24 protein-coding genes are annotated in these 24,318 nt (G+C 70.4%); 12 read left to right on the top strand and 12 right to left on the bottom strand.

Going from position 1 to position 24,318, the window contains the following annotated elements; translation table 11 throughout:
• The first annotated feature begins 87 nt into the window (after nt 1-87).
• Nucleotides 88-1,284, top strand: a complete 1,197-nt coding sequence (locus ABD346_RS37830; protein WP_344380849.1) for an MBL fold metallo-hydrolase — start codon at nt 88-90, stop codon at nt 1,282-1,284.
• Between the two features lie 27 nt (nt 1,285-1,311).
• Here ABD346_RS37830 and ABD346_RS37825 read toward each other — a convergent pair whose 3' ends face one another.
• Nucleotides 1,312-2,166 carry a poly-gamma-glutamate hydrolase family protein gene (locus tag ABD346_RS37825; protein WP_344380848.1) on the bottom strand — a complete coding sequence of 285 codons (855 nt, stop codon included), beginning with the start codon at nt 2,164-2,166 and terminating at the stop codon, nt 1,312-1,314.
• A gap of 230 nt (nt 2,167-2,396) precedes the next feature.
• On the opposite strand from ABD346_RS37825, the gene ABD346_RS37820 reads away from it, so the two are divergent.
• The gene (locus tag ABD346_RS37820; protein ID WP_344380847.1) at nt 2,397-2,771 is read left to right on the top strand and encodes a thiol-disulfide oxidoreductase DCC family protein; all 375 of its coding nucleotides are present in this window, start codon (nt 2,397-2,399) and stop codon (nt 2,769-2,771) included.
• Between the two features lie 148 nt (nt 2,772-2,919).
• On the opposite strand, the gene ABD346_RS37815 is transcribed toward ABD346_RS37820, so the two are convergent.
• Nucleotides 2,920-3,129 (bottom strand): hypothetical protein, encoded by a 210-nt coding sequence (locus ABD346_RS37815; RefSeq protein ID WP_344380846.1) that lies wholly within the window; start codon nt 3,127-3,129, stop codon nt 2,920-2,922.
• A 500-nt stretch (nt 3,130-3,629) separates the two neighbouring features.
• Between ABD346_RS37815 and ABD346_RS37810 the strand changes: the two genes are divergently transcribed.
• A complete protein-coding gene (locus ABD346_RS37810) occupies nt 3,630-5,027 on the top strand; it encodes a hypothetical protein (RefSeq protein WP_344380845.1) in 1,398 nt (465 codons plus the stop codon).
• Nucleotides 5,028-5,138: 111 nt separating this feature from the next.
• Here the strand turns inward: ABD346_RS37810 and ABD346_RS38745 are convergent, their stop codons facing one another.
• From ABD346_RS38745 to ABD346_RS37795, 4 genes are all read right to left on the bottom strand, one after another.
• Nucleotides 5,139-5,213: a 50S ribosomal protein bL37 gene (locus tag ABD346_RS38745; protein WP_373300991.1), complete on the bottom strand. Its 75-nt coding sequence runs from the start codon at nt 5,211-5,213 to the stop codon at nt 5,139-5,141.
• A 49-nt stretch (nt 5,214-5,262) separates the two neighbouring features.
• Nucleotides 5,263-6,075 carry an SDR family NAD(P)-dependent oxidoreductase gene (locus tag ABD346_RS37805; RefSeq protein WP_344380844.1) on the bottom strand — a complete coding sequence of 271 codons (813 nt, stop codon included), beginning with the start codon at nt 6,073-6,075 and terminating at the stop codon, nt 5,263-5,265.
• Between the two features lie 363 nt (nt 6,076-6,438).
• Nucleotides 6,439-8,352, bottom strand: coding sequence for a chloride channel protein (locus ABD346_RS37800; protein ID WP_344380843.1), 1,914 nt, complete (start codon nt 8,350-8,352; stop codon nt 6,439-6,441).
• A 219-nt stretch (nt 8,353-8,571) separates the two neighbouring features.
• A complete protein-coding gene (locus ABD346_RS37795; protein WP_344380842.1) occupies nt 8,572-8,817 on the bottom strand; it encodes a hypothetical protein in 246 nt (81 codons plus the stop codon).
• Nucleotides 8,818-9,199: 382 nt separating this feature from the next.
• Between ABD346_RS37795 and ABD346_RS37790 the strand changes: the two genes are divergently transcribed.
• Together ABD346_RS37790 and ABD346_RS37785 are read left to right on the top strand one after the other, a co-directional pair.
• On the top strand, nt 9,200-9,667 hold the full coding sequence (locus ABD346_RS37790; protein ID WP_344380870.1) for a MarR family winged helix-turn-helix transcriptional regulator: 468 nt from the start codon (nt 9,200-9,202) through the stop codon (nt 9,665-9,667).
• A 29-nt stretch (nt 9,668-9,696) separates the two neighbouring features.
• Nucleotides 9,697-10,554 (top strand): SDR family oxidoreductase, encoded by an 858-nt coding sequence (locus ABD346_RS37785; protein WP_344380841.1) that lies wholly within the window; start codon nt 9,697-9,699, stop codon nt 10,552-10,554.
• Between the two features lie 7 nt (nt 10,555-10,561).
• On the opposite strand, the gene narI is transcribed toward ABD346_RS37785, so the two are convergent.
• Genes narI through ABD346_RS37765 form a run of 4 tightly spaced genes read right to left on the bottom strand, consistent with a single transcriptional unit; the run spans nt 10,562 to nt 17,240 of the window.
• Entirely contained in the window at nt 10,562-11,302 is a 741-nt protein-coding gene (narI, locus tag ABD346_RS37780; RefSeq protein WP_344380840.1) for a respiratory nitrate reductase subunit gamma, read from the bottom strand.
• Entirely contained in the window at nt 11,299-11,925 is a 627-nt protein-coding gene (gene narJ, locus ABD346_RS37775; protein WP_344380839.1) for a nitrate reductase molybdenum cofactor assembly chaperone, read from the bottom strand. Before narJ ends, narI begins: the two co-directional genes overlap by 4 nt.
• Nucleotides 11,922-13,565: a nitrate reductase subunit beta gene (gene narH / locus ABD346_RS37770; protein WP_344380838.1), complete on the bottom strand. Its 1,644-nt coding sequence runs from the start codon at nt 13,563-13,565 to the stop codon at nt 11,922-11,924. The genes narJ and narH overlap by 4 nt, the downstream gene beginning before the upstream one ends.
• Before the next feature lie 3 nt (nt 13,566-13,568).
• Complete coding sequence (locus ABD346_RS37765) at nt 13,569-17,240, bottom strand: nitrate reductase subunit alpha (protein ID WP_344380869.1); 3,672 nt, start codon at nt 17,238-17,240, stop codon at nt 13,569-13,571.
• Nucleotides 17,241-17,521: 281 nt separating this feature from the next.
• On the opposite strand from ABD346_RS37765, the gene ABD346_RS37760 reads away from it, so the two are divergent.
• The 3 genes from ABD346_RS37760 to ABD346_RS37750 all read left to right on the top strand — a co-directional run bounded on the left by ABD346_RS37760 (nt 17,522) and on the right by ABD346_RS37750 (nt 18,932).
• The gene (locus tag ABD346_RS37760) at nt 17,522-18,004 is read left to right on the top strand and encodes a cupin domain-containing protein (RefSeq protein ID WP_344380837.1); all 483 of its coding nucleotides are present in this window, start codon (nt 17,522-17,524) and stop codon (nt 18,002-18,004) included.
• Between the two features lie 172 nt (nt 18,005-18,176).
• Nucleotides 18,177-18,347 carry a hypothetical protein gene (locus tag ABD346_RS37755; RefSeq protein ID WP_344380836.1) on the top strand — a complete coding sequence of 57 codons (171 nt, stop codon included), beginning with the start codon at nt 18,177-18,179 and terminating at the stop codon, nt 18,345-18,347.
• A 174-nt stretch (nt 18,348-18,521) separates the two neighbouring features.
• Nucleotides 18,522-18,932: a hypothetical protein gene (locus ABD346_RS37750; protein ID WP_344380835.1), complete on the top strand. Its 411-nt coding sequence runs from the start codon at nt 18,522-18,524 to the stop codon at nt 18,930-18,932.
• 40 nt (nt 18,933-18,972) lie between these two features.
• On the opposite strand, the gene ABD346_RS37745 is transcribed toward ABD346_RS37750, so the two are convergent.
• On the bottom strand, nt 18,973-20,013 hold the full coding sequence (locus tag ABD346_RS37745) for an alpha/beta hydrolase (RefSeq protein ID WP_344380834.1): 1,041 nt from the start codon (nt 20,011-20,013) through the stop codon (nt 18,973-18,975).
• A 559-nt stretch (nt 20,014-20,572) separates the two neighbouring features.
• Here ABD346_RS37745 and ABD346_RS37740 point away from each other — a divergent pair.
• The gene (locus ABD346_RS37740) at nt 20,573-21,211 is read left to right on the top strand and encodes a LuxR C-terminal-related transcriptional regulator (protein ID WP_189966714.1); all 639 of its coding nucleotides are present in this window, start codon (nt 20,573-20,575) and stop codon (nt 21,209-21,211) included.
• A gap of 25 nt (nt 21,212-21,236) precedes the next feature.
• On the opposite strand, the gene ABD346_RS37735 is transcribed toward ABD346_RS37740, so the two are convergent.
• Nucleotides 21,237-21,854, bottom strand: coding sequence for a TetR family transcriptional regulator (locus ABD346_RS37735; RefSeq protein ID WP_344380833.1), 618 nt, complete (start codon nt 21,852-21,854; stop codon nt 21,237-21,239).
• Nucleotides 21,855-21,878: 24 nt separating this feature from the next.
• Between ABD346_RS37735 and ABD346_RS37730 the strand changes: the two genes are divergently transcribed.
• The 3 genes from ABD346_RS37730 (at nt 21,879) to ABD346_RS37720 (ending at nt 24,246) form a co-directional block, all read left to right on the top strand.
• Nucleotides 21,879-22,292: a PaaI family thioesterase gene (locus ABD346_RS37730; protein WP_344380832.1), complete on the top strand. Its 414-nt coding sequence runs from the start codon at nt 21,879-21,881 to the stop codon at nt 22,290-22,292.
• A 346-nt stretch (nt 22,293-22,638) separates the two neighbouring features.
• Nucleotides 22,639-23,376: a Phenylacetic acid catabolic protein gene (locus ABD346_RS37725; RefSeq protein WP_189966712.1), complete on the top strand. Its 738-nt coding sequence runs from the start codon at nt 22,639-22,641 to the stop codon at nt 23,374-23,376.
• Nucleotides 23,377-23,451: 75 nt separating this feature from the next.
• A complete protein-coding gene (locus ABD346_RS37720; RefSeq protein WP_344380831.1) occupies nt 23,452-24,246 on the top strand; it encodes a hypothetical protein in 795 nt (264 codons plus the stop codon).
• The last annotated feature ends 72 nt before the right edge of the window (nt 24,247-24,318 follow it).

Raw genomic sequence — 24,318 nt, 5'->3', positions numbered from 1 at the left:
CGGGCCGCCCGTCGTCGCGACGGTCCCAGCACGGTGCGACGGCAACGGACGCACATAATGTAATTACCCCGAGCCCCAGGAGGTGCCGTGACCGGCGCTGGTTCTCTGCTTCCACTCCGCTCCAGACTCCGCGAACTGCGGCCCGACGCGTTCGGGGCCGATCCGTCGGGGGAGCGGATGGCCCGCATCCGCCGCTCGCCGAACTTCGCGGACGGCGTGTTCCAGAACCCCGAGGGCGCGCGGACCCGGCCGTCGGGCTCGACCCTGGAGTTCGCGAAGCAGTTCTTCGCCAAGGAGCAGCGCGTACGCCGCGCACCCACCGGCACCGTCCCGGTCCACCCGACGACCCTCGCCGACATCGCGAAGCCGCCCGCCACCGGGCTGCGGCTCACCTGGATGGGGCATTCGAGCGTCCTCGCCGAGATCGACGGGCGCCGGGTCCTGTTCGACCCGGTGTGGGGCGAGCGCTGCTCCCCCTTCGCCTTCGCCGGGCCCAAGCGGCTGCACCCCGTCCCGCTGCCGCTGGCCTCGCTCGGCCCGGTCGACGTCGTCGTCATCTCCCACGACCATTACGACCACCTCGACCTGCCCACCATCCGCTCCCTCGCCGGAACCGGCACGGTGTTCGCGGTGCCGCTCGGCGTCGGCGCCCACCTGGAGCACTGGGGCGTGCCCGCCGACCGGATCCACGAGCTGGACTGGAACGAGTCCGTCAAGGTCGCGGGACTCACCCTCACGGCGACCCCGGCACGCCACTTCTGCGGCCGGGGCCTGCGCAACCAGCAGCACACCCTCTGGGCGTCCTGGGTGGTGACCGGACCCGAGCACCGGATCTACCACAGCGGCGACACGGGCTACTTCGGCGGCTTCAAGGACATCGGAGCGGAGCACGGCCCGTTCGACGCGACGATGATCCAGATCGGGGCGTACTCGGAGTTCTGGCCTGACATTCACATGACCCCCGCCGAAGGCCTGCGCGCCCACCTCGACCTCCAGGGCGGCAGTCCGCACGGCGTGATCATGCCGATCCACTGGGGCACCTTCAACCTGGCGCCGCACGCCTGGGCCGAGCCCGGCGAGTGGACGAAGGACGCCGCCGAGGAGGCCGAGCAGCCGGCCGCGTTCCCCCGCCCGGGCGAGCCGTTCGAGCCGGCGGGGAGGCTGCCCGTAAGGCCTTGGTGGCAGCCGCTGTCCGCGCCCCTCGCCCACCCGTGGCGCACCCCCGAGTCCCCGGCTGTCGCGCCGGTTTCCGTGGGGGAGCTGGATCTGGCGGGCGAGCGGTGAGAGGCGGGCCCCCGGGCGTCCGACGCGCTACAGGATGACCTGGTCCGGCCCGGCCTCCAGCCTGGCGGTCGCCGCGCGGCAGGCCGCGGTGAACGACCAGAACGTCTGATTGGTGCTGGCGGCGCACCCGGTCCGGGTGAAGGTCCCGAACATGCTCCTGCGCAGCTCCGTCGTCAGCTCCAGCTGGCCGCCCTTGCCGAGCATGGTGCGGTTGCAGATGTTGTCGGGGCTGTCACCGTCGAGCTCCGGGTTGGACGCTCCGTCGATGGTCTGGAAGCCCGCGCCCTTCAACTCCTCGGTGAGGTACCGCTTGAAGGTTTCGTTGCGCCCGCCGATCACGACCGCCTCGGGCCGGGAGGCGGGGGCGCCGGCGGTGGCGGCCGTACAGCCGTGCAGGCTCAGGACGTTGAAGCTGCCGGCGGCCATGGACAGGGCGACATGGTCGTCGCAGTGCTCCGCCGTGACGTGCAGTTCGGCGTTGTCCGACGACCGGATGGCCTCGAACATCCAGTAGTCGTAGGCGGGCCCGTCGGCCGGTGTGGCGGCCAGGGTGGCGGGGTGGTAACCGGCGACGCCCAGACACAGCTCGGACGTTCCCACTTCAATGCCGCCGCCGTGCATGGCCATGATCATCGTGCGGTTGTAGGGGTACTTCTGCGCCGCGCTGTTGTCGGCCATCGCATGCCGCTTGTACCGACGGGCGTAGTCGGTGCCCTCGCCGCCCGGCAGCCGGGTGTAGAGGTCGGTGCTGGAGCTGTAGGTGTCGCCGCTCGCAGTGGCATGGGCCACTCCGGCGCCCCAGGAGGCGGAGAGCAGCGGCGCGGCCGAGGCGGCGGCGAGGACGGACAGCACGCTGCGTCTGCTGGCGTACGGAGTTTCCACGGCGGCTTCCCTTCGTTGGAGGCGAGGACCTTGGCGTCCGGGATTCCGGGAGCAGAGACGCACCCCCCGGCCGCGGCATCAACGCCCGGGATCATAACCGGCATGCATCCGGACGACCTGCACGTACGGGTTCGCGGGTCCAACTCGCCTGCAGTCGCGGCCAGATGGCGGCGCGTGGGGTCCCGGTGCCCCCCCGGGGCCCCGGCCGGGCGGCGCGGCATGATGGGGGCATGCGAACCCGATCTGTGCTCGTCTACGACGGAGACTGCGCGTTCTGCACTTCCTCCGTGTCCTTCGCCGAACGGCGCCTCGCGCCCCGCTGCGAGACCATGCCGTGGCAGTTCGCGGACCTGGACTCCCTGGGCGTCACTCAACAGCGGGCCGAGTACGAGCTGTTGTGGGTCCTCCCGAGCGGCACCGTACGCGGGGGCGCGCAAGCCGTCGCCAAACTGCTGATGAGCGCGGGCGGCGGATGGCGCGTCCTCGGGGCGCTGCTCACCCTGCCTCCCCTGCGCTGGGCCGCCCACGGCGTCTACCGGCTCGTCGCCGACAACCGCGAACGCATGCCGGGCGGCACCCCCGCCTGCGCCCTGCCCCGCCGTTGAATCCCCGCGCCGGGCCTGGGCAGGAAGGTGTCGATGCCGTGCGTCCCGTCGCCTCTTCCCGCCCTCGTCCCGCGATCACACCAATCTCGCGCTGGCCCTCGTGGTGGGCGTGGTGGCGGTGGCCGCGGGCGGGCACCGGCGCGCGGGGTCAGCCGACGCCGTCGTCGACCACGTCCGCGGTGAGCTCACCGAGCTGCTCGGGCTGGGCGGCTGCCGTTTCGCGTACGGCTCGCTCCTGGGCCATCCGCCGCGGCTCGGGCACGACGGCGAGGTGACCTTGGCGCGCGGGGGCTGGAGCCTGGAGCGGCGCGGCCGGCCGCAGGGCGAGACCGAGCCGCGCGTGTTCGGCAACGGGCACTACTACGGCCGGTTCATGCTGCGGCCGGTGCCCACCGCTGTCGTACCCCTGCAAGCCAGTCCAGTGGCTGTGACCTTGGCCGACCAGGTGGGTGCGGCGCCGGGCGGACGTGGGAACGGGCGCGGGCAAGGAGAGTTGAGCCCCTCTCGGCGCGGCTGGAAGTCGCCGCCGTCAAGAGTGCGTCAATGAGGGGCTGTTGGACGTCAGGGGACTGTCAACGCAGGCGATCGGTCGAACTTCTGCCCTCCATGCTGATCTCCGCACGGGTTCGTACGAGCGGCCCGTGGCGTGAGGTTGGAGGGCGAGTGGCGATTACCGCCGGTGCCGGGCAGCGTCAGGGAGCGGGGGCCCCGACAACGACTGCCGAACCAGACCCCGCGTCGGCCGTTCGTCACGGGGGGATCCCGTCGTCCCAGGCCAGAGGGGGTCCGGGACAAGGACGGCCGAGGCGACGGCCACCCGTCGCCGTCGCCCGGCTCGTCCGCCTGCTGCGGCACGCCATGGAGCGCCACTGGGACACCACGCCCGGCCGGCTCCGGCTGGCCCGCACGGTGTGCCTGCTGCTGGGCGCCGGACTGCTCGCGGTCCTTGTGGTCACCGCCGCCTGCCTGTCCAGCACCTGGGATGCGGTCCAGCATCGCGACGCGCCCCGCACGGTGGCCGCCACCCAGCTGAACCTGGCGCTCAACGACATGGACGCGCAGGCCGCCAACATCCTTCTCTCCAGCGGCGATTCGGGCACCGGCAAGGGGCGTCTCGACGAGTCGTACATCAACGCCAACCACATGTACCAAGACGCGCAGGAAACCATCAGCAGCTCCCTGCGCACCCTGGGCGCGGCGGCCGAGGGCGACAGGGCCACCGAGGACACCGTCGTCGCGCTCACCGACGACTTCGCCCAGTACCAGGAACTCGTCGGCCGCGCGCTGGAGAACGACGAGCACCCCGGCGGCAAGGAAGCGGCTCGCGCCGACTACCGCCGCGCCACCGACCTGCTCTCCCAGCGTCTCCTGCCCCAGGCCCGCACCCTGGTCGGCGCCAACAACGCCGTGTACGAGAGCGAGTACGCCTCTGCCCGCTCGGACCTCACCATCCAGCTCACCGCCGAAGCGGTGCTCGGCGGCCTGCTGCTCGCCGTCCTCATCGCGCTGCACATCCACCTCACCCGCCGCTTCGGCCGCATCGTCAACCCGGCGCTGCTCGCGGCCACCCTGTGCGCGCTGGTGGCCGTGGCCTGCGGGGGACAGCTCCTGACCGCCTCCGGCGACCAGTTGACGATCGCCCGGCACGACTCGTTCGACTCGGTGGTGGCGCTGTCCCGCTCCAAGGCGATCGGCTACGACGCCAACGCCGACGAGAGCCGGTTCCTCCTGGACGAGACGCGCCGGGACACGTACGAGAAGTCCTTCCTCGACAAGTCGCAGGAGCTGTACGGGATCGCGGGCGCGAGCCTGTCCACCTATGACACCCAGCTGGCCGAGACCTGGGCTGCGTACGAACACGACCACGGCGACGAGCAGTTCACCGGCGAGTACCGGCGCGAGCTCGACAACATCACCTTCCCCGGCGAGCGCGAGGCCGCCGAGAAGACCGTCGAGGCATACGCCGTCTACCAGAAGGACGACCGCACCTTCCGGCAGCTCATCGCCCAGGGCAAGCTCCAGGAGGCCACGGTCTTCTGCATCGGCTGGGGCTCAGACACCTCCAACGCCCACTTCGGGCAGTGGGTGAAGGCCCTCGACCAGGTGACCGCCATCAACGCCACCCACCACGACCAGGCCATCACCACCGGCCGGCACACCATCCGCGTCCAGACCCCCATCGCCGTCGGCGCCCTCCTCCTGGCGGCCCTGCTCCTTGTGCTGGGCCTGCGGCCGAGGCTCGCGGAGTTCCGCTGAGGCAGCATCAACCACCTTGTGTGCTGCCATAGTTGACGTACTCCCACTCGATGTCCTGAAGGGGCGGACCGGCCGCCGGGGCCGTCCGCCCCTTCAGGGCATTCGGTTCAACTAGCAGGAAGCCTTGCTGCCGTGGTTGGCCTTCTTCTTGCGGCGGTCCCTCTTCTTGCGGGCGCGCTTCGACATACGGCGGTGCTCCTTCAGATGCTGTTGTTGTGGCAGGTGGTGCTGTTCTTCAGGCGGTGTGGCCGGTGAGCTGGGCGGCGAGCTTGTTGAGGCGCTGCACGGAGCGGTGCTCGGCGGCTGCGGGTGCCGGGTCGACGCGCTGGTCGCGGTCGTAGTAGGCGCCGTTGACGATCTCGACGGCCGGGTCGCACAGGCGTGCCACGTAGGCGGCGCCTTCGGCGGGGACGGCGCCCTCGTGCGAGTACAGCGGGAGGAGGGCGGTGTCGCAGATGCCGGGGTGGATGGAGACGGCGGTGACGCGCGGGTCGGCGGCGAACACGGTCAGCGCGAGCTGGGACTGGGCGTAGGCGGCGAGGCGGGAGTAGCGGCGGACGCGGTTGGGGTCGCTCCACTGGATGTTGCCGGTGCGGTGCAGCGATGACGACACGTTGACGACGCGGCCACCAGGATCGCTGGTCAGCGCCGGTTCCAGGAGGCAGGTGAGCAGGTAGTGGGCGAGGAAGTTGACCTGGAAGGCGACCTCGTTGCCGTCGGCGGTGATGGTGTGCCGTTCGGGGGCGGCCATGCCGGCGTTGTTGACGAGGACGTCGAGGTGCGGGTGGGTCTCGACGACCCGGTGGGCCATGGCCTCGACCTCGTCGAGGTGGGTGAAGTCGGCGTACAGCGCGCAGAGTTGGGCCGTTGTGATGTCGGTGGTGGTGGCGATGAGCGCGTCGACCGCGGCCTGGGCCTCTTCGGCGGTGCGGCCGTGGACGAGGACCGTCGCACCCTGCTGGGCGAGCGTGCGGGCGGTCTCGAAACCGATCCCCGCGGTGGCTCCGGTGACGAGGACGGTGCTGCCGGAAAGCGATGTGGAAGGCAAGATGAAATCCCGGGTGAAGGCATGACACGGCTGCCCCAGGGGCAGCCGGACATGCGGGAACGAGAGCGCGCGTACGCCGTCGCGGCGTGGGACCGGCGACGGCGTACGGCGTCAGGGAAGCACGGCTCGCAGAGCCGGCATGGGAACAGCGCGCAGTACCGGGCTACACCGGATTCGGTGGCCGGTCGTCGTGACGCAGACCGCTGTTCATGCCCTCCATCCAACTGGCCCCCGGGCGGTGGCTCAAGAGGACTTGCCCGTCCCTAACGAGGTTCTGATGCGGCTCGGTTCCTCCCGGGGACCATGGAGATCCGTACGTCGACGGGTGGCCCGGGCGTGGCTGTCGCAACCCAGCAGTTCCGGTCAGATGACGGAGACCGCCTCGGGCTCCCCCTCCTCCTCGGCGGACCGGGGCGCAGTCGGCCGGGCCCCCGTGCCCGACGCCACCACGAGCGAGGGCTTGCGGCGGGGCCGCAGAGTCAGGTGGCGCTCCACGTGCTGCTCCTCGTGCAGGTCGACGCGGCGGGCGTGCAGGAGCTGACGCAGCGTCACCAGGCCCTCCAGGCGCGGGTGTTCGTCGCGGCTGACGATGAGGATGCGAGTGATGTCGTGCTCGGCCATGCGGTTGGCCAGGGTGCGCAGGGTCTCGTCGTCGTGGGCAGTCACGGCGGGGACGGCGAGGCGCGACAGGGGGGTGTCGTCGGGCGTGCCGTGGACCAGCTGGTGGCGGGTCACGACACCGGTCAGGGTCTCGCCGTCGAGGACGGGGTAGAGGCGCTGGGCCAGCAGCCGGTCCGGGTCGCCCGCCTCGTACGCCGCACGCAGCACCTCGGCCGCCTCGGCCGTCGTCTGCCCGGCGCGCAGGGTGAGCCGGACGGGAGTCTCCAGCTGCCGTACGAGATGGACCTCCAGCGGGTCGACCGAGTACTCGCGGGTCAGGTGCATGCCGCGCCGGGCGAGCTTCTCCGTGAGCACCGAACGCTTGAGGACGATGACCGACAGCAGGTACGCGGCCGAGGCGGTGATGACCATGGGGATGAGGGCGTTCATCTCATGGGTCAGTTCCAGGCAGAAGACGATGCCGGTGAGCGGCGAGCGCATGACGCCGCCGAGCACGCCCGCGAGTGAGACCAGTGCCCAGAAGCCGGGGCTGACCTGCGGGAAGATGAGCCCTTCGGCAGCGCCGAGCGCCCCGCCGATCATGAACATGGGGGCGAGCACACCGCCCGAGGTGCCCGAGCCGAGCGACAGGCCCCAGATGAGGGTCTTGACGACGAGGATGCCGATGATCAGGCCGGTGGTGGCGCGGCCGGTGAGCAGCTGGTCGATGACGTCGTAGCCGACACCGAGCGCGCGGGGCTCGAAGAGGCCGCCGACGCCGATGATCGCGCCGCCGATCGCGGGCCACCACATCCAGTGGAAGGGCAGCTTCGCGAAGAGGTCCTCGGAGAAGTAGACGAGCCAGGTCGCGCCGAGGGCGAGCAGTCCGGCGGTCACGCCCGCGACGACGCACAGCCCGTACGCGGACGTCGGGAGGTGCGCGGGGACGTGGGCGCCGCCGAAGAGGGGCTCGGTGCCGAGCAGGGGGCCGCGTACGAGGGTGGCGGTGGCGGCGGCCGCGGCGACCGGAAGGTAGGAGCGCGGGCGCCACTCGAAGAGCAGCAGCTCCACGGCCAGCAGGATCGCGGCCAGCGGCGCGTTGAACGTGGCGGCCATGCCGGCCGCCGAGCCCGCGACGAGCAGGGCCTTGCGTTCGTCGGTGGTGACGCGCAGGTGCTGCGAGATGAGCGAGCCGACCGCGCCGCCGGTCATGATGATCGGGCCTTCGGCGCCGAAGGGCCCGCCGGTGCCTATGGATATCGCCGCCGACAGGGGCTTGAGCGCGGCGACGCGGGGCTGGACGCGGCTGCCGCCGATCAGGATCGACTCGATGGCCTCCGGCATGCCGTGACCTCGGATCTTCTCCGAGCCGTAGCGCGCCATGACGCCGATGACCAGGCCGCCCACAACGGGCATGACCACCAGGAGCCAGTGGTGCGGGGTGCCGTGCGGCGCCGTCGTCGAGAAGGCGAACCTGCCGTAGAAGCACAGGTTGGTGAACAGCGCGATCAGTTTGAGCAGCGCGACCGCGACCAGCGCGGCCGCGGCCCCGATCGGGATGGCGAGCGCGGTGATGGCGGCGACACGCGGCGGCACGTGGAAGTCCCCGAGGTGCGGGATCTTCACGCCGTGCTTCTGCGCGGGTGGATGGGGGTGGGCGGCGCGGGAGAAGGGCATGGCAGGTCTCCGTATCCGGGCAGGAGCGGGCAGGCGGGGGCTGGAAGGAGCGGGCAGGGGTCGCCGGCCCCGGCACGGTGACGCGCACGCACGCATGGGGCAGCGGGGAGGGAACGGGCGGCGCTGCCCGTCAGGAGGGGAAGAGCAGGGGTGAGGTCCGGCAGGTACCCGGAGGCGCGGCGTGCTTCGTCGAACGCCGCGCCCCCGGGTACGGCCCGGTCAGTCGAGGACCGGGCGGGCCGAGGCGACGCGGCCGGGGCGCAGGATGCGGATCGTCGTTCTGTGGCAGATCCGGCAGGTGTTCTGGGTCAGCGGAGAGGGCTGCTTGACGCCGCGGACGTAGTAGTCCGTGCGCGGGGTGCCGTTCGCGTCGATCGCGTGCTGAATCTCGTACGAGCCTTCCCAGGCGTGCCCGCAGTGCAGACACACGAACGAATAGGCTTCGCGTATCGGCTCCACCGTCATCGTCAATCACTCCTTGCTGACCGGTCCCCGTCGCGCCCGCGCAGGTCCGGTCGATCCGAACACAGGCTAACATTGCAGACTGCAATGATTACAAGGGCCGCCTGCCCGTCTTGGGACAGCCTTGAATAATTGGGGTGTATCGATCTCCATGACGCACGACATGGCGCATGACTCGGCGCACGACCTGGCGAACGGCGAAGCCGCGTCGCGCAAGCCGCGGAAACCTTCCGGCCGTGCTGCCGAAGGAGCCGGGCGAGACAGAGGGGCCCCCGCCGAGCAGCAGGGCCCCGATCGGCAGGCCCCTGGTCGGCAGGCCCGTGACCGGCGGGCCTCCGGTCGGCCGACGCTCGACCATGAGGCCGAGGAAGTGGCCGTGGCCGTCATGGCGGCCTCACGGCTCCTCGTCGCGATCTCCGCCCGCGCGCTCTCGTCGATCGACGACTCCATGACGCTCCCGCAGCTGCGCGCCCTGGTGGTGCTCGAAAGCTGTGAGCCGCTGAAGCTGGCTGCCATGGCGGCGACGCTCGGCGTGAATCCGTCCACCGCCATGCGGATGGTCGACCGCCTGGAGGCCGTGGGTCTGGTGGACCGCAGGACCAACCCCGCCAGCCGGCGCGAGGTCGTCCTGAACCTGACGGACGCGGGCCGTGACCTGGTCGGCCGGGTGATGGCGCACCGGCAGGCCGAGGTCGGCGCGCTCGTCGCCCGGCTGCCCGCCGAGGAGCGGGCCGGCCTGGTGCCGGCCCTGCGCGCCCTGACCCGGGCCGCGGGCGAACTGGCCGTCGACCCGTTCGACGAGGTGCGCCGCACCGGCGGCCTCGTCGCCGACCCGCTCGCCCCCGGCCGGTAGACCGCGGCCGCCTAGGAAGGGTGGGCGAGATGAAGGTGTTGGTGGCCGGCGCGACCGGCTACTTGGGCAGTCGGGTCGTGCGTGAACTCGCGCTGCGCGGCCACGGGGTGCGGGCGCTCGCCCGCACCCCCGACAAGCTGGCGCCGATCCGTGAGTGGGTGGACGAGGTACACATCGCCGATGCCGTCAACTCCCTTGCGCTGAAGGGATGTTGCGACGGCGTCGACGCCGTGGTGAGTTCCGTCGGGCTCGTCGGGAAGCACGGTCGGCTCACGTGCTGGGACGTGGACTACGGTGCGAACCGCCGGCTCCTGGCGGAAGCGCGGCGGGCCGGGGTCGGCAAGTTCGTCTACGTCTCGGTGGTGCGCTCGCCCGGCCTGGAACACGTCCAGCTCGTCCGCGCCAAGCGGGCGTTCGAGGCGGAGCTGAGGGCTTCCGGACTCGCCTACGCCGTCCTGTACCCGAACGGGTTCTTCTCCGACATGGACGAGTACCTGGCGATGGCGCGCAAAGGGCGTGCCGTCGTCTTCGGCACGGGGCGGTTCCGCATCAACCCCGTCGACGGGGCCGATGTGGCGAGCGCGGCGGCCGATGCCGTCACCGGGGCCGGGAGCGCCGAGGAGATCGACCTCGGCGGGCCCGACGTGCTCACCCACGAACACATCGCACGCGAGGCCTTCCGGGCCGTGGGCCGACCGGCGCGCATCACGCGCATTCCCGTCCGGGTGCTCAGGGTGTCGCTGGCGGTACTGCGGCGGGTCACCCCGCTGCGGGTCCACGGGGTGGTCGAGTTCCCGCTGACCGTCCTCACCCAGGACGTCATCGCCCCCGCCATCGGCCGCCGCCGCCTCGCGGACCACTTCCGCGAGGCGGCGACGGACGACTGAACGCGGGTCAACGCGAGACGGGCCTCTTCTCCGCGGGGCGAACTCCTGCCGCCGGATGGCGATACGGGGTGGAGCGGGCCCGCGAGCGGTAGACGACGTACGGGCGGACCAGATAGCCCACCGGCGCGGTGAACGCGTGGATGAGGCGGCTGAACGGCCAGGCGGCGAACAGGGTCATCGCGAGCAGCGCGTGCAGCCGGTACACGAGGGGCGCGTCGGCCATGGCGGCCACGTCGGGGTCCAGAGCGAACAGGCTGCGGAACCAGACGGACACACCGAGGCGGTAGTCGTACGGGTTGGTGGCGCTGGTCGCGGTGGCGGTGAGCCCGGCGAGCAGCACCAGGACCAGCAGAGGATAGACGGCCCGGTCGCTGCGGCTGGTGGCCCGGCGTACGGCCGGGGTGCGAAGCCGCCGCACGAGCAGGATGCCCAGGCCGACGGCGGCCGCGACGCCCGCCGCGCCGCCCATGGCCAGGGCCGACGCGTGGTACATCTCCTCGCTCACGTGCAGGCGCTGGGTGAGTGCCTCGGGGACGAGCAGGCCGGTCACGTGCCCGCCGATGACGAGGAGCAGCGCGTAGTGGAAGAGCGGGCCGCCCACCCGCAGCAGTCGGGACTCGTGGAGCTGGCTGGAGCGGGTCGTGAAGCCGAACCGGTCGTAGCGGTAGCGCCAGGCGGTGCCGGCGATGAGGACGGTGAGGGCGAGGTAGGGCAGGACGCCCCACAGGGCGATGTCCAGGTGCGTCACCGGCGGGCTCCTTCGGTGGGCCGGGAAGGCGGGAAGGGGGCCAGTCCGACGGTCTCGGTGGGCGGGCCGTTGCGGGCGAGCCGGAGGGCGGCCGCGTGATCGGCGGGCGCGGGTCCCGGCAGCGTCCGGCACACCGCGCGTACGACATCGGCGTACGGGCTGCGGTACTTCTCCAGCGCGTGGCCGAGCAGTTCCAGGGCGGCCCGGTGCTCGACGAGCACGCTCAGGCCGGGTTCCGGGCACCGGGCGGCGAACTCCAGGACGGCGGGCAGGAAGTCGGGCAGCTCCCCGTCGTCCAGCTCCCAGCCGTGCTTGCGGAAGAGCCCCTTGAGCCGGGCCAGCGACGCGCCCCGGCGCCGGGTGTCGCCGTCCGTGTAGTACGTCAGGTGCAGGGCGCGGCGCCTGCTGCGGTCGAAGGTGGCCACGTAGCGGGCGGCGAGCTCCAGCGGGGCCACGTCTGCAACGGCGTCACAGAACCGACGCAGCAGCAACTGGCTGTCGGACAACGGCAGTTGGGCCACCACCGTGCGGACGATGTGCAGGTGGGTGGGCCAGCCGGAGTCCGGGTAGGTGAGGAGCAGTGACGCTGCCTGGTGAACTGCGGGACGGCTCAGCGGGCTCATCGGTCCTCCTCCTTCCCGCGGCGCGGGAAGAGGCCGCCGGGAGTGCCGCGGCCGTCCCAGTTGAGGAGGTTGACCCGGCCTCGCAGCCCCGTGCTCGCGGAGACACCGGCGGGTACGGGCGGCGCGTGGAAGGCCTCCATGCCGGGCAGCCCGGCCTCGTACATGCCCGGCCCGCCGTCGCCGTCCAGGCTGCACCCGCCGTCACCCGGATCGCTCGGAACGGAGCCGGTGTAGCTGGTGGGGATGACGTAGCGGTCCTCGTACTTGGCCACGGCGAGCAGGCGGTACATCTCCTCGATGCGCCGCTCGTCCAGACCGACGCCGCGGGCGATCGCCGGGTCGCGCTCCTCGCCGAGGTTGATGCGCCGCATGTGGGCGCGCATCGCGGCCAGGCGGCACAGCGCGGCCTCCACCGGCCCGGTGTCCCCGGCCGTGAAGAGACCGGCCAGGTATTCCAGCGGAATGCGCAACGAGTCAATGGCGCCGAAGAGCTGGGCCGGATCCTCCCCGTCGTGGCCGCTGCGGGTCAGCGAGTCCACGACCGGGGAGAGCGGCGGCACGTACCAGACCATCGGCATGGTGCGGTACTCCGGATGCAGCGGCAGCGCCACCCGGTAGTCGGTGATCAGCTTGCGGACGGGGGAGCGGCGCGCTGCCGTGATCCAGTCGTGCGGGATGCCCGACTCCTCGGCGGCGCGGGCGACTCGGGGATCGTCCGGGTCGAGGAAACAGCCCAGCTGGGCCTCGTACAGGTCCTTCTCGTCGGTGACCGAGGCCGCCTCGCCGACCTTGTCGGCGTCGTACAGCATCACGCCGAGGTAGCGCAGCCGGCCGACACACGTCTCCGAGCAGACGGTGGGCTCACCCGCTTCGATGCGCGGATAGCAGAACGTGCACTTCTCGGCCTTGCCGCTCTGGTGGTTGAAGTAGATCTTCTTGTAGGGGCAGCCCGACACGCACATCCGCCAGCCCCGGCAGCGGTCCTGGTCGACCAGGACGATGCCGTCCTCGATGCGCTTGTACAGCGCCCCCGAGGGGCACACCGCGACGCACGACGGGTTGAGGCAGTGCTCGCAGATGCGCGGCAGGTAGAACATGAACGCCTGCTCGTACTCCAGGCGCACCGACTCGTTCATCTGCCGCAGGACCGGGTCCCCCGCGAGGTGAGCGGGGCCGCCGCCCAGGTCGTCGTCCCAGTTCGGCCCCCAGGTCACCTCGGCCGGCCGGCCGTCGATCAGGGAGCGGGGCCGGGCGGTGGGGACGTCGTCGCCGAGCGGCGCGCTGGTGAGCGTCTCGTAGTCGTACGTCCAGGGTTCGTAGTAGTGGGCGAGGGAGGGGAGTTCGGGGTTGGCGAACAGGGTCGCCAGGCGACGTGCCCGGCCCCCGCTGCGCGGCACGAGGCGGCCGCTCCTGAGCCGCCAGCCGCCCTTCCACCTCTCCTGGTCCTCGTAGCCGCGGGGGTAGCCCTGGCCGGGGCGGGTCTCGACGTTGTTGAACCAGGCGTACTCGGTTCCGGTGCGGTTGGTCCACGTCTGCTTGCAGGTGACCGAGCAGGTGTGACAGCCGATGCACTTGTCGAGGTTCATGACCATGGCGACCTGCGCCATGACACGTCCGATGGTCGCTTGACGACGGGGCATGGTTCAGTACTCCACGTTCTGCGCACGGCGGCGGATCACGGTGACGGCGTCGCGCTGGTTGCCGGTGGGCCCGTAGTAGTTGGGCGCGAACGACAACTGGCCGTATCCGCCGATGAGATGGGTCGGCTTGATGAGGACCTTGGTGAGCGCGTTGTGGACGCCGCCGCGCCGCCCGGTGGTCTCGGACTTGGGGACGTTCACCAGGCGCTCCTGCACGTGGTACATGAAGACGGTGCCGGCCGGCATGCGGTGCGAGACGATGGCGCGGGCGACGACCACGCCGTTGGCGTTGACCGCCTCGATCCAGTCGTTGTCGGCGACCTCGATGGCCTCGGCGTCCTCGACGCTCATCCAGATGACGGGCCCGCCGCGCGCCAGGGTCTGCATCAGCAGGTTCTCCTGGTACTCCGAGTGGATCGACCACTTCGAGTGCGGAGTGACATAGCGGACCGCCACCGAGCGGGCGCCCGATTCGTCGGTACGGGCGTACTCGCCGAGCGCCGCCAGGTCCAACGGCGGTCGGTACAGCGGGAGTTGCTCGCCGAACTCGGCCATCCAGTCGTGGTCGAGGTAGAAATGCTGGCGGCCGGTGAGGGTGTGCCAGGGCTTGCGGTGCTCGGTGTTGATGGTGAACGGCGAGTACCGGCGGTCGGGAGCCTCCTTGCCCGACCATTCGAAGCTCGCGCCGACCTGAACCGGACCCCGCTGGGTGTCGGAGAACACCACGCGCCGCTCGGCGACCGTCTCCGACAGGGAGGCGAGACGGCTCTCCGGGCCGCAGCGCAGCGCGAGCTGCTCGAATCCCTCGGCGGCCAGGCGGCCGTTGGTCGTGCCGGACAGGGCGAGGATCGCCTCGCAGAGCTTGACGTCCGTGTCGAGCAGCGGCCTGCCGCTCGCCGGACCCTCGGGCGCCACACCGCACCGGCTGGCCAGCCAGCGCGCCTCGGGCCCCGGGTGGACGGTGACGCCCTTCACCGTCATGCCGTGCTGCTCGGCCAGCGGACCGAGCGCCGCGAGGCGGTCGGCGACGGCGGTGTAGTCGCGCTCCACGAGCGTGAGGTCCGGCATGTTGAACCCGGGGACGGGGGAGGGGCCGCCCTGCCACTCGGGGGTGCTGCCGCCGGGCTGGGCCACTTCGCCCGGGGTGTCGTGGTGCAGGGCCGTCGCCACCAGGTCGTACGCGGTGTCCAGGTGTCTCGCGGCGAGCTCGCTGAGCTTGGCCGCGAGCCCGTGGAAGATCTCGAAGTCGGTACGGGCCTGCCACGGCGGGTCGATCGCGGGGGAGAAGGCGTGCACATAGGGGTGCATGTCCGTACTGGACAGGTCGTGCTTCTCGTACCAGGTGGCGGCGGGCAGGACCAGGTCCGCCATCAGCGTCGTCGACGTCATCCGGAAGTCGAGCGCGAGCAGCAGGTCGAGCTTGCCGCGCGGGGCCTCCTCGTGCCAGACGACCTCGCGGGGCCGCTCTTCGGGAGCGGCCTCCTCGGCGGACGCGTTGTCGCTCGTGCCGAGCAGATGGCGCAGGAAGAACTCGTTGCCCTTGGCCGACGAACCGATGAGATTCGCCCGCCACACGGTGAGCACCCGGGGCCAGTTGGCCGGTGCGTCCGGGTCGGCGCACGCGAACCGGAGCCGCCCCGCGGCGAGTTCGGCCGCCGTCCACTCCCCGGGTTCGTGCCCGCTGGCGCGGACCCGGGCCCCCAGGTCGAGCGGGTTGGCCGCGAAGGTGGGATACGACGGCATCCAGCCCAGGCGGGCGGACTGGGCCACCAGGTCGGCGGTGTGCCGCCCGGCGAACAGGCCCTGCCCGACCGGCGAGGCCAGCGCGTCGGCACCGTACCGCTCGTAACGCCACTGGTCGGTGTGCAGATACCAGAACGGTGTGCCCGCCATCTGCCGCGACGGGCGCACCCAGTCCGCGGCGGACTGGAGCTGCTGCCAGCCCGCGTACGGGCGGACCTTCTCCTGACCGACGTAGTGCGCCCAGCCGCCGCCGTTGACTCCCTGACATCCCGTCAGCAACAACAGCGACAGGAAGGAGCGGTAGATGGTGTCGGAGTGGAACCAGTGGTTCGTGCCCGCCCCCATCACGATCATGCAGCGGCCCCGGGTCTTCTCCGCGGTGTGCGCGAACTCCCGTGCCGCCCGCACCACCGCCCCCGCGGGCACCGAGGTGATGGTCTCCTGCCAGGCGGGGGTGCACGGCTTCGAGGCGTCCTCGTACCCCACCGGCCAGTCTCCCGTGAGCCCCTCGCGCCACACGCCGTACTGGGCGAGCAGCAGGTCGAAGACCGTGGTCACCCGGCGCCCGCCGACCTCCCGCACCGGCACCGAGCGCCGCACCGTGCCGCCCCGGTCGAAGCGAGGGAGCCTGATCTCGGCGCTCTGGAGGCCCGTCGCCCGGTGGAAGGTCAGCTCGGGCACGACATTGCCGAGGTCCAGGTTCCAGCGGCCCTCGCCCTCCTTGGACCAGCGGTCGCCGAGGGTGCCGTTGGGCACGACCGGCCGGCCGGAGACCTCGTCGATCAGGACCGGCCGGAACCGGTCCGCCTCCGCGCCGGACTCGTCCCCGAGCCCGAGGTCGGCGGCGGTCACGAACTTGCCCGCCACGCAGCTGCCGTCCTCGCGCGTCGCCACCTCGACCAGGAAGGGCAGATCGGTGAACTGCCGTACGTAGTCCAGGAAATAGGGCACCTGGCGCTTGACGAAGAACTCGCTCAGGATGACGTGCCCCATCGCCATCGCGAGGGCGCCGTCGGTCCCCGGATGCGGGTGCAGCCACTCGTCCGCGAACTTCGTCGCGTCCGCGTAGTCGGGGGAGACCACCACCACCTTCTGCCCCCGGTAGCGGGCCTCGGCCATCCAGTGCGCGTCGGGCGTCCGGGTCACCGGCACATTGGAGCCCCACAGCATCAGATACGCCGCGTCCCACCAGTCGCCCGACTCCGGCACGTCCGTCTGGTCGCCGAAGACCTGCGGGGATGCGATCGGAAGGTCCGCGTACCAGTCGTAGAACGACAGCATCGGCGCGCCGATGAGCGAGTGGTAGCGGGCGCCGACCGCGTGCGAGGCCATCGACATCGCGGGGATCGGCGAGAACCCGGCGACCCGGTCGGGGCCGTACTCCTTGATGGTGTGCACCTGGGCGGCGGCCGCGATCTCCAGCGCCTCGTCCCAGCCGACGCGCACCAGACCGCCCTTGCCGCGCGCGGCCTGGTAGCGCCGGCGCCGCTCGGGGTCCCCGGTGAGCTCGGCCCAGGCGGCCACCGGATCCCCCAGCCGCGCCTTCGCCTCCCGGTACATCTCCACCAGGACGCCCCGGGCCAGCGGGTGGCGCACCCGCGTCGGCGAGTACGTGTACCAGGAGAAGGACGCCCCTCGGGGGCAGCCGCGGGGCTCGTACTCCGGCCGGTCGGGGCCCACCGAGGGATAGTCCGTCTCCTGGGTCTCCCAGGTGATCAGCCCGTCCTTGACGTACACCTTCCAGGAACACGACCCGGTGCAGTTCACCCCGTGCGTGGAGCGCACCACCTTGTCGTGCGCCCAACGCTCCCTGTACGGCTCGTCGTTGACCGTCTGGTCCGCGCGGTAGACGGCTCGCAGATCCGGTGTCGTCGTGGTCCGCCGCAGTATCCGCCCGGCCCGCAGAAGCTGCTCCGTGGCGTTCGCCGCCACCCGTTCCGCTTCCTCGCGTGCACCACGCCGTACCGACACCGTCGCTCCTTTCACGGCTGCCACAGAGCACACCGGCCTTACGATCTGACGTGCATGACCGGCGTTCCGCTTCAGCTTCAGACTGCATCCGCGACGCGATGGGTGACGGAGCAACTCCGCAGAGTTGATGCGACCTATACGCTTTTTGTCTTGCTCTTTGCAATACTTGCAATACGCATGCGTATGGGTGACGGGTGACGCGGTCGGAACGAAACGTGCAGGTAGGGGAGGGTGGCGTAGTAATGGAACAGGAAAGTGCCCGGGTGGTGGCCGACCTCGGCCGGGAGCTCGCGGCGGCGTCGCCGGACACCGGCGGCGCACTGTGGCGGCTCGCCGAACGGGCACGCGGCCTGGACGCGAACCTGCTGCGGCTGCCGCCGGGCCGCACCATCGACGAGCACACGGATCTTCAGCTGGACGTCCTGCTGATCGTCCTCGAAGGCGGCGGCGAACTCCGTACGGAGACCGGCACCCAGGATCTGCGCCCGGTATGTGCGCTCTGGCTGCCCAAGGGATCGCGCCGCTCCCTGGCGGCCGGGGCCGACGGGATGGGGTACCTCTCCGTACATGCGCGAAGGCCGGGGCTCACCATCGCGGGCCCGCCTCGTGACGAGGGCGGCGAGGCGGCCTGCCTGCTCGGGCAGGTGTGCCCGGAATGCGGCCGCCTCGCGACGGAACGCGCGGCCCGGTGCTGCTGGAGCTGCGGGGCGGCGCTGGAGGCGTGAGCCCCTTGGCCCCTTGAGGGCACCTCTTCGGCTCAGTTTGTTCCAACGCCCATCTGCCGCGAGCTCGCATCGTTCCCAGACCCTTGTGGAGCCCGGCTCGGCGACCGCGACCGGGCCGCGGAACTGCCCGTTCCATCCCGTCGCGGCCCGGGCGCCCGCGCTGGTCTGCGGGATGAACCACGCCTTTGCCGAGGGCTGCCTCACCGGGCTCGGCGCCACGACGGCAACGGCGGTGCTCAACCCGCGCCCGGGCTCCTGCTGCGTGGAACTGCGTACGAACGAGGAGGGCGCGGCACCGGCCGCTCGGCCTCCTCGGTCGGCGTGCGACGGGGAGTCCACCTGAGTTTCACGCCGCCGTGCGCGCGGGCGCCATGCACAGTAGGCGGGCGCTGCGTGCGGGACTTGCGCTTCTCTTCACGCCAACGGGTGAATCAGGGAATGGACGTCCGGGCCGCTTCCGCTTCATGCGGTGTCCTTGAAGGGCACGACATGCCGTGACGGGACATTGGGGGAGTGCATGGGCGTCTTCGTGCTGTGCGCATGGCTGTTGACCGCCGCGCTGGGCGGCTACCTCGGCACCGTATGGATCCGCCACGGCGGCCTCAGGCAACGGGCCCCCGGCGTGACACGCCTCCCGCTGTGGCTGATCGGCGGGCATGTGGTGTTCGCCGTGGCCGGGCTGGCCGCTTGGAGCGGATACCTCATGGGCGACCTGAGAAGCCTGGCCTGGGCGGCGTGCGCGGGCGTCCTGGTCGTGGCCGCGTTCGGCTTCACGATGCTGCTGCGCTGGCTGCCCAGCTCCGGCCGCCACTCCCAGGGCAGCACGACGGCCGAGCGCCACTTCCCTTTCGCGGCGGTCGCGGCCCATGGGATGAGCGCGGGGGCGACCGTACTGCTGGTGGTGCTTGTGGTGATTCGGCAGTTGTGAGGCGTCGCGTTGCTACAACTGACGTGCCGCATACGAGAGTTCATCGGGCAGGGCGATTGTTCACGGCGGACTGATCGAGGATGCGACGCAGCCAGCGCGTACGCGCGTCCCGGGCATCCCGGCTGAGGGTCGCCTGGGGCGCGTAGGTGTCGAAGCCGTGGCAGGCGCCCGGCCATACGTGCAGTTCGGCCCGGCCGCCGGCCTGCCAGAGCGCGTTGGCGTAGGCCACGTCCTCGTCGCGGAAGGTCTCGGCCGACCCGACCTCGATGTACGCCGGGGGCAGCCCGGACAGATCCGTGGCGCGGGCGGGCGCAGCGTAGGGGGACACGTCGTCGGCCCCGTACCGATCGCCCAACAGGGCTTGCCAGGCGGTGGAGTTGGAGGTTCGGTCCCAGGTGTCGATGCCCGCCATCTGATGACTGGAGCAGGTGTTGTTGCGGTCGTCGAGCATCGGGGACAGGAGCAGCTGGCCGAGCGGCACCGGTCCGCCCCGGTCGCGGGCGAGCAGGGCGAGAGCCGCCGCGAGGCCGCCGCCGGCACTCTTGCCTGCGACGATGATGCGGGCCGCGTCGATGCCCAGTGCCGACGCGTGCGCGGCCGCCCATGCGAAACCGGAGTAGCAGGCCTCGATCGGGCCGGGATGCCGCGTCCGCGGGGCCAGCGGGTACTCGACGGAGATGACGGCCAACTCCAGCGGGAGGGCCAACTCGCGCAGCAGGCGCGGGAGTACGGACCAGGCGTTACCCATGATCATTCCGCCGCCGTGCAGGTAGAAGAGCAGCGGCAGCGGGCCGCCGGCCCCGGCGGGCCGGGCGCTCACCAGCGTGACGTCCTGCCCGCCCGACGGCACCCGCAGTTCCTCCACTTCGAAGCGGCCGTCGGCTCGCAGGTCCTTCAGGGCCGGCCGGGGCCGAGTCGCCGCATCGCGCTCCTGCCGAGCCACAAGGTTCTCCGGGGTGAAGGGCTCAGCCTTCAACGTCCCCAGAGCCGCGCGTAGTTCGGTGTCGATCGGGGGCGCGCCCCAAGCCGTCGAGGGGAGGTGGGGGTCCGACGGCACTCCGAACCCTGATGCGAGATCCATACGGTGCAGTCAATCACCCGCCGGGTGACGGCCCTTGGCGGCCCCGAACTCTGTTTATGGCCGATTTCCCGTGCGCGGACGGAGGGTTCTCCCGGATCCCGAATGGCTGATTGATTTCGGAAAGAATGGCTGGTTCAGGTGAGTTGGGTCGCGGCCCATAGCCTCATCCGGAAGATTTCATTCAGATCTCGCCATGGGAGTGACCGTGAGGTACGCTCGCCGTGAGCCCGACACCGGGCCGAGGGGGTACGCCCTGGGTGCGCAGGAGACGTTCGCGCGCATGGCTGATTTTCCCCGCCGGTCACGGTGGAGCTGGAGCGACCCCGTGTCACGGGATTCGGACAAAGCCATACCTCAGTAAGGGCGGCAAGTCGGACAACCCGTACTTGAGCCTTCTGGTACAGAGATCCGCCCGCACCACCATTTTTTCCATGGGGCCGTGACAAATACGGCTCAATGGCGGCCCGGAATTCAGGCCTTATTCGATCTTTTGGCCGCACTGACGCCCGGCCTCCACAGAGGTCCCGCAGGCGGTCGCACGGGGGAAGGGACGCCGTACATGGCTCAGATCCAGGTGCTGATCGCCGACGACCAGGTCGTGACCCGATCCGGTCTCGTGGCCATGAGCAGAGAGGCGCCCGGCCTCGACGTGGTCGGCGTCGCGCAGGACGTGGCCGGTGTTCTGGCCGCCGTCGACTGCGGAAAGCCCGACATCGTCCTGCTCAACCTCCGCAAATTAAAGGGTGACAGCCTTCGTCACCTTGTCCAGCTGATCGGCGCGCACGTTTCGATCATCGTCCTGTGGTGCCACGACTCCGCCGTCACCATTCAGGACGCGTTACGGGCCAAGGTAGCCGGATTCATGGACCTGGAGATCCTGCAGGAGGAATTCGCAGGCGTGATCGCTTTGGTCGGCCGTGGCTGTGCCGCCTATCTGCTTCCGCGAGAACGGCTTTCCGATATCGGTGAAGGGTGCCCGATGTCTTCGACGTCGGGGGCGATGTCGAATCTCACCTCACGCGAGAACGACGTTCTGCGGCTGCTCGCCGACGGGATGACGAACAAACAGATCGGATCCTCTCTCCATATCGCCGAGAACACCGTCAAGAAGCACGTCCACCGCGTCATGATCAAGTTATCGGCCTCAAGCCGCGTGGAAGCGGCGCTGCTGGTTTCCCGGCTCGGTCCGATGGCGTGAGTCATGTGCCGTCGGCCACGTCCGGTCAGGCGAAGAGCGAGTTGAGCAGCACCTCATAGGTCCGCCCCGCGCCGGCGACTGTCGGGCTGCCCTTCATCGCCACCTCGTGGCCGAGGTACGTCAACGCGCCCAGGAGGGCGAGCGCGAGTCGGCGGGAACTCCCGGCGTCCGCGCCGGTGCCCTCGACGCCGAGGCCGGTTCCGGCCGTCGTGGCGCGCGCCCGCTCCACCAGCCGGATCGTCGTCGACAGCCACCACTGCTCGTCGATCTGCCGCCATCGCTCGTAGCCCAGCACCGCGGGAGCGTCCAGCAGGAGCAGCCGGGCGACGGCCGGATCGGCACAGAACGCCAGGAACTCCCGTCCTGAGCGCAGGAGTTGTGTGACGGGTTCGTCCTGGATGCTCCCCAGGGACCGGATGCGTACGGCGAGTTCGCGGTGGATGTCGTGCACGACATCCACGAGCAGCGCCTCCTTGCCTGCCCAGTGGTGGTACAGCGCACCCGTCGTGAGCCCGGCGCGCTCCGCGATCTCCGCGATGGTCGTCGAGGCGTACCCGCACTCGCTGAACAACTCCCTTGCGGAGCGTGTCAGTTGGGCTCGGGTGGTCTCGGTTCGTTCCGCGTTGGTTCTGCGTGGCGACATACCGAACGATGCTATGTTTCTTCGATGATGGATGTCGATGCAGCGCAGGCCGTTCTCGATAACAGTCCCTTCGGACCCTGGTGGGGATTCAGGGTCGAAGCCGTCAAGGAAGGGCGAGCCAGAGTCTCGCTCCCGCAGCGCCCCGAACTCTTCCGCCCGGGCGGCGTACTCCAGGGCGGGTGCGCGATGACGCTCGCCGACGTGACCTGCTGGATCGCGATCATGTCGCTGTTCGGCGAGGACGATCCTTCGGTGACCCAGCAGATGACGACCAGCTTTCTCGGGCCGGCCCGTACGGATCTGGTCTGCGAGTCGACCATCGTCCGGCCGGGGCGGTTGATCGTGTACGGGACGGCTGAGACGACCGACACGGCGGGGAAGCTTGTGTCCCATCACACGCTTACGTACATCCGGCCTCCGGCGCGGAGCGGGGTTTGACGCTTCCGCGTCGTGAATATCGGCCGCGGGCTGTCCGTGGCTGATCGTTCCCTCAAGTTCTCGGTTCCGCTCGAACCGGGGGACCCCTATCGCGGCGGAGCCGCACAATTTCTCGGCCCTGCGCCCCAACAGGATTCCCCCAAGCCCCCTGCGCCGCATGAGCTCAACGTGTGGTGCAGGGGGTTATGCGTGTGGCTCAAGGGGTCGGGAAGGTACCTCCGAAGTACCCCCAAAGAGCCACCGGGTTACCCCCATCGTTCGGGGACGGGATGGGTCCATCGTGGACTACCGACGGCGCGAACCGGCCGGATAGGCTCAATTTCCTCGGCTACCGGAGGAGATTCGTATGGCGACTGTCTATTCAGAGAATGTCAGCCTGGAGAGTGTCGGTGAACTCCCGGAGGAATACCGGGAGGTGCTGACCCATCAGATGCTCGCCAATGGCGAGGGCGAGCTGAGCGCCGGTGACACCTACGTCGACTCGTTCTATCCGCTCGCTCCCAATGCCGACGAGCGCTACATGTGCCTCAAGTTCGGCATGGAGGAAGTGGACCACTTCCGGCGCTTCGCCAAACTGCTCACACCGCTCGGCATCGACACCTCGCACATGGTGAACCAGGCTGTGGCGGACCGGCGTTACTTCCCCGCCGAGAGCATGACGACGCAATTCACGGTCTGGGAAGAGCGTGCCGCGTTCAGCTTCCTGTGCGAGCTCGAAGGGCATTTCCAGATCAAGGAAATGACCACGAGCACGTACGCGCCCCTGCGTGTCGAGGCCGACGCGATCCTCAAGGAGGAGGCCCGGCACTTCGGTTACGGCAAGCGCCTCATGCAGGAGGCGTACGACGCCGGCGGGCAGTCCCGCGACCGGGCCCAGCGGGCGCTGGACCGGTTCTATCCGATGGCGCTCGACATGTTCGGGCGGCCCGACTCCCGGCGCGGCCGGCTCGCCGTCCGGTGGGGCCTGCGCAAGCACGACAACGGCGAACTGCGCGAGCTCTACAAGACCGCGATCGCCCAGCACATCGAGAAGATCGGCTTCTCCGTCCCCAAGGTCGACCCCTCGCAGCTCCAGTTCGCCTGAGCGACACCGGCCCACCCTCCCCGGAACGATCCGCTTCCCTCGGAACCCCCAGCCACCTCACCGGAGTAGGAATCGATGACGACGACCGACATGCTGATCGACCGGATCAAGACGCACCGCGTGTTCGCGCACCCGCTCTACGACCACTGGGCCGCGGGGCCCCCGTCCGCCGAAGTCTCGGGCGCGCTCTTCCACCAGGTGCAGTCGTTCTGCGCCTCCACCCGCCCCGGCGGCGAGTTCCCGACCGCGCTGCGCGGCCTCGGCTGGGACGAGCAGGCCGTCCTCATAGAAGAGATCGTCGACAGCGAGTCCGGCCACGGCCCCGAGCTCGCGACCATGGCCGGCCACATCGTGAACCGCACCGGCTCCCAGGTCTTCGACGACGTCTACGACACCGAGCGCGTCGAGGCGTGGCTGAAGACCTCCTCGGACCGGCTGCTCGCAAACCTCCCCGGCTACGACCGCCAGACCGGTCTGACGGCGCAGGCGACGGCCGCGATCGGGGTGTTCCGGCGCCGGTTCTCCACCGATGCCGAGACCACCGTCCGCAACCTCGGCACCGCGCTCGCGCTGGAGATCATCTCCAATCAGTCCCTGATCCCCGGCGAGAAGCGCGCGCTGATCGACTCCGGTCACTACAAGACGGAACTCGACGAGCCGGAAATGCATTACATGGCGGAGCACTGGGGTGACGCCGGTGCCGAGCAGCAGCACGAAGCGAATGTGATCCGTGCCGTCTCCACCGTCATGGACGCGTCGAACAGTGAGCAGATAGAGCAGGGCGTCGAGGACTTCCTCGAATCGCTGTGCGCGCTGTGGGACGTCCTGGACGCGGCGCTGCTCTCGTCCGGATTGCAGCCGGCCGAATAATTCTCTGCCGGACGGGCCGACGGTTCGCGCCTTCATGCGGGCCGTCGGCCCGGCTGTCACCGGACACAATCC

This window comes from Streptomyces mauvecolor (assembly GCF_039532965.1).
Classification (GTDB): Bacteria; Actinomycetota; Actinomycetes; order Streptomycetales; family Streptomycetaceae; genus Streptomyces; species Streptomyces violascens.
The sequence above is the reverse complement of the archived record's forward strand: the minus strand, read 5'-3'. Positions and strand labels throughout refer to the sequence as shown.

Bases quoted from the DNA above. Each gene is read 5' to 3' on its own strand.
- ABD346_RS37720 (WP_344380831.1), top strand. From the start codon at position 23,452: ATGACGACGACCGACATGCTGATCGACCGGATCAAGACGCACCGCGTG.
- ABD346_RS37795 (WP_344380842.1), bottom strand. From the start codon at position 8,817: ATGACGGTGGAGCCGATACGCGAAGCCTATTCGTTCGTGTGTCTGCAC.
- ABD346_RS37785 (WP_344380841.1), top strand. From the start codon at position 9,697: ATGAAGGTGTTGGTGGCCGGCGCGACCGGCTACTTGGGCAGTCGGGTC.
- ABD346_RS37820 (WP_344380847.1), top strand. From the start codon at position 2,397: ATGCGAACCCGATCTGTGCTCGTCTACGACGGAGACTGCGCGTTCTGC.
- ABD346_RS37800 (WP_344380843.1), bottom strand. From the start codon at position 8,352: ATGCCCTTCTCCCGCGCCGCCCACCCCCATCCACCCGCGCAGAAGCAC.
- narH (WP_344380838.1), bottom strand. From the start codon at position 13,565: ATGCCCCGTCGTCAAGCGACCATCGGACGTGTCATGGCGCAGGTCGCC.
- ABD346_RS37735 (WP_344380833.1), bottom strand. From the start codon at position 21,854: ATGTCGCCACGCAGAACCAACGCGGAACGAACCGAGACCACCCGAGCC.
- ABD346_RS37790 (WP_344380870.1), top strand. From the start codon at position 9,200: ATGGCGGCCTCACGGCTCCTCGTCGCGATCTCCGCCCGCGCGCTCTCG.
- ABD346_RS37810 (WP_344380845.1), top strand. From the start codon at position 3,630: ATGGAGCGCCACTGGGACACCACGCCCGGCCGGCTCCGGCTGGCCCGC.
- ABD346_RS37745 (WP_344380834.1), bottom strand. From the start codon at position 20,013: ATGGATCTCGCATCAGGGTTCGGAGTGCCGTCGGACCCCCACCTCCCC.
- ABD346_RS37725 (WP_189966712.1), top strand. From the start codon at position 22,639: ATGGCGACTGTCTATTCAGAGAATGTCAGCCTGGAGAGTGTCGGTGAA.
- ABD346_RS37750 (WP_344380835.1), top strand. From the start codon at position 18,522: ATGGGCGTCTTCGTGCTGTGCGCATGGCTGTTGACCGCCGCGCTGGGC.
- ABD346_RS37760 (WP_344380837.1), top strand. From the start codon at position 17,522: ATGGAACAGGAAAGTGCCCGGGTGGTGGCCGACCTCGGCCGGGAGCTC.
- narJ (WP_344380839.1), bottom strand. From the start codon at position 11,925: ATGAGCCCGCTGAGCCGTCCCGCAGTTCACCAGGCAGCGTCACTGCTC.
- ABD346_RS37755 (WP_344380836.1), top strand. From the start codon at position 18,177: ATGAACCACGCCTTTGCCGAGGGCTGCCTCACCGGGCTCGGCGCCACG.
- ABD346_RS37730 (WP_344380832.1), top strand. From the start codon at position 21,879: ATGATGGATGTCGATGCAGCGCAGGCCGTTCTCGATAACAGTCCCTTC.
- ABD346_RS37740 (WP_189966714.1), top strand. From the start codon at position 20,573: ATGGCTCAGATCCAGGTGCTGATCGCCGACGACCAGGTCGTGACCCGA.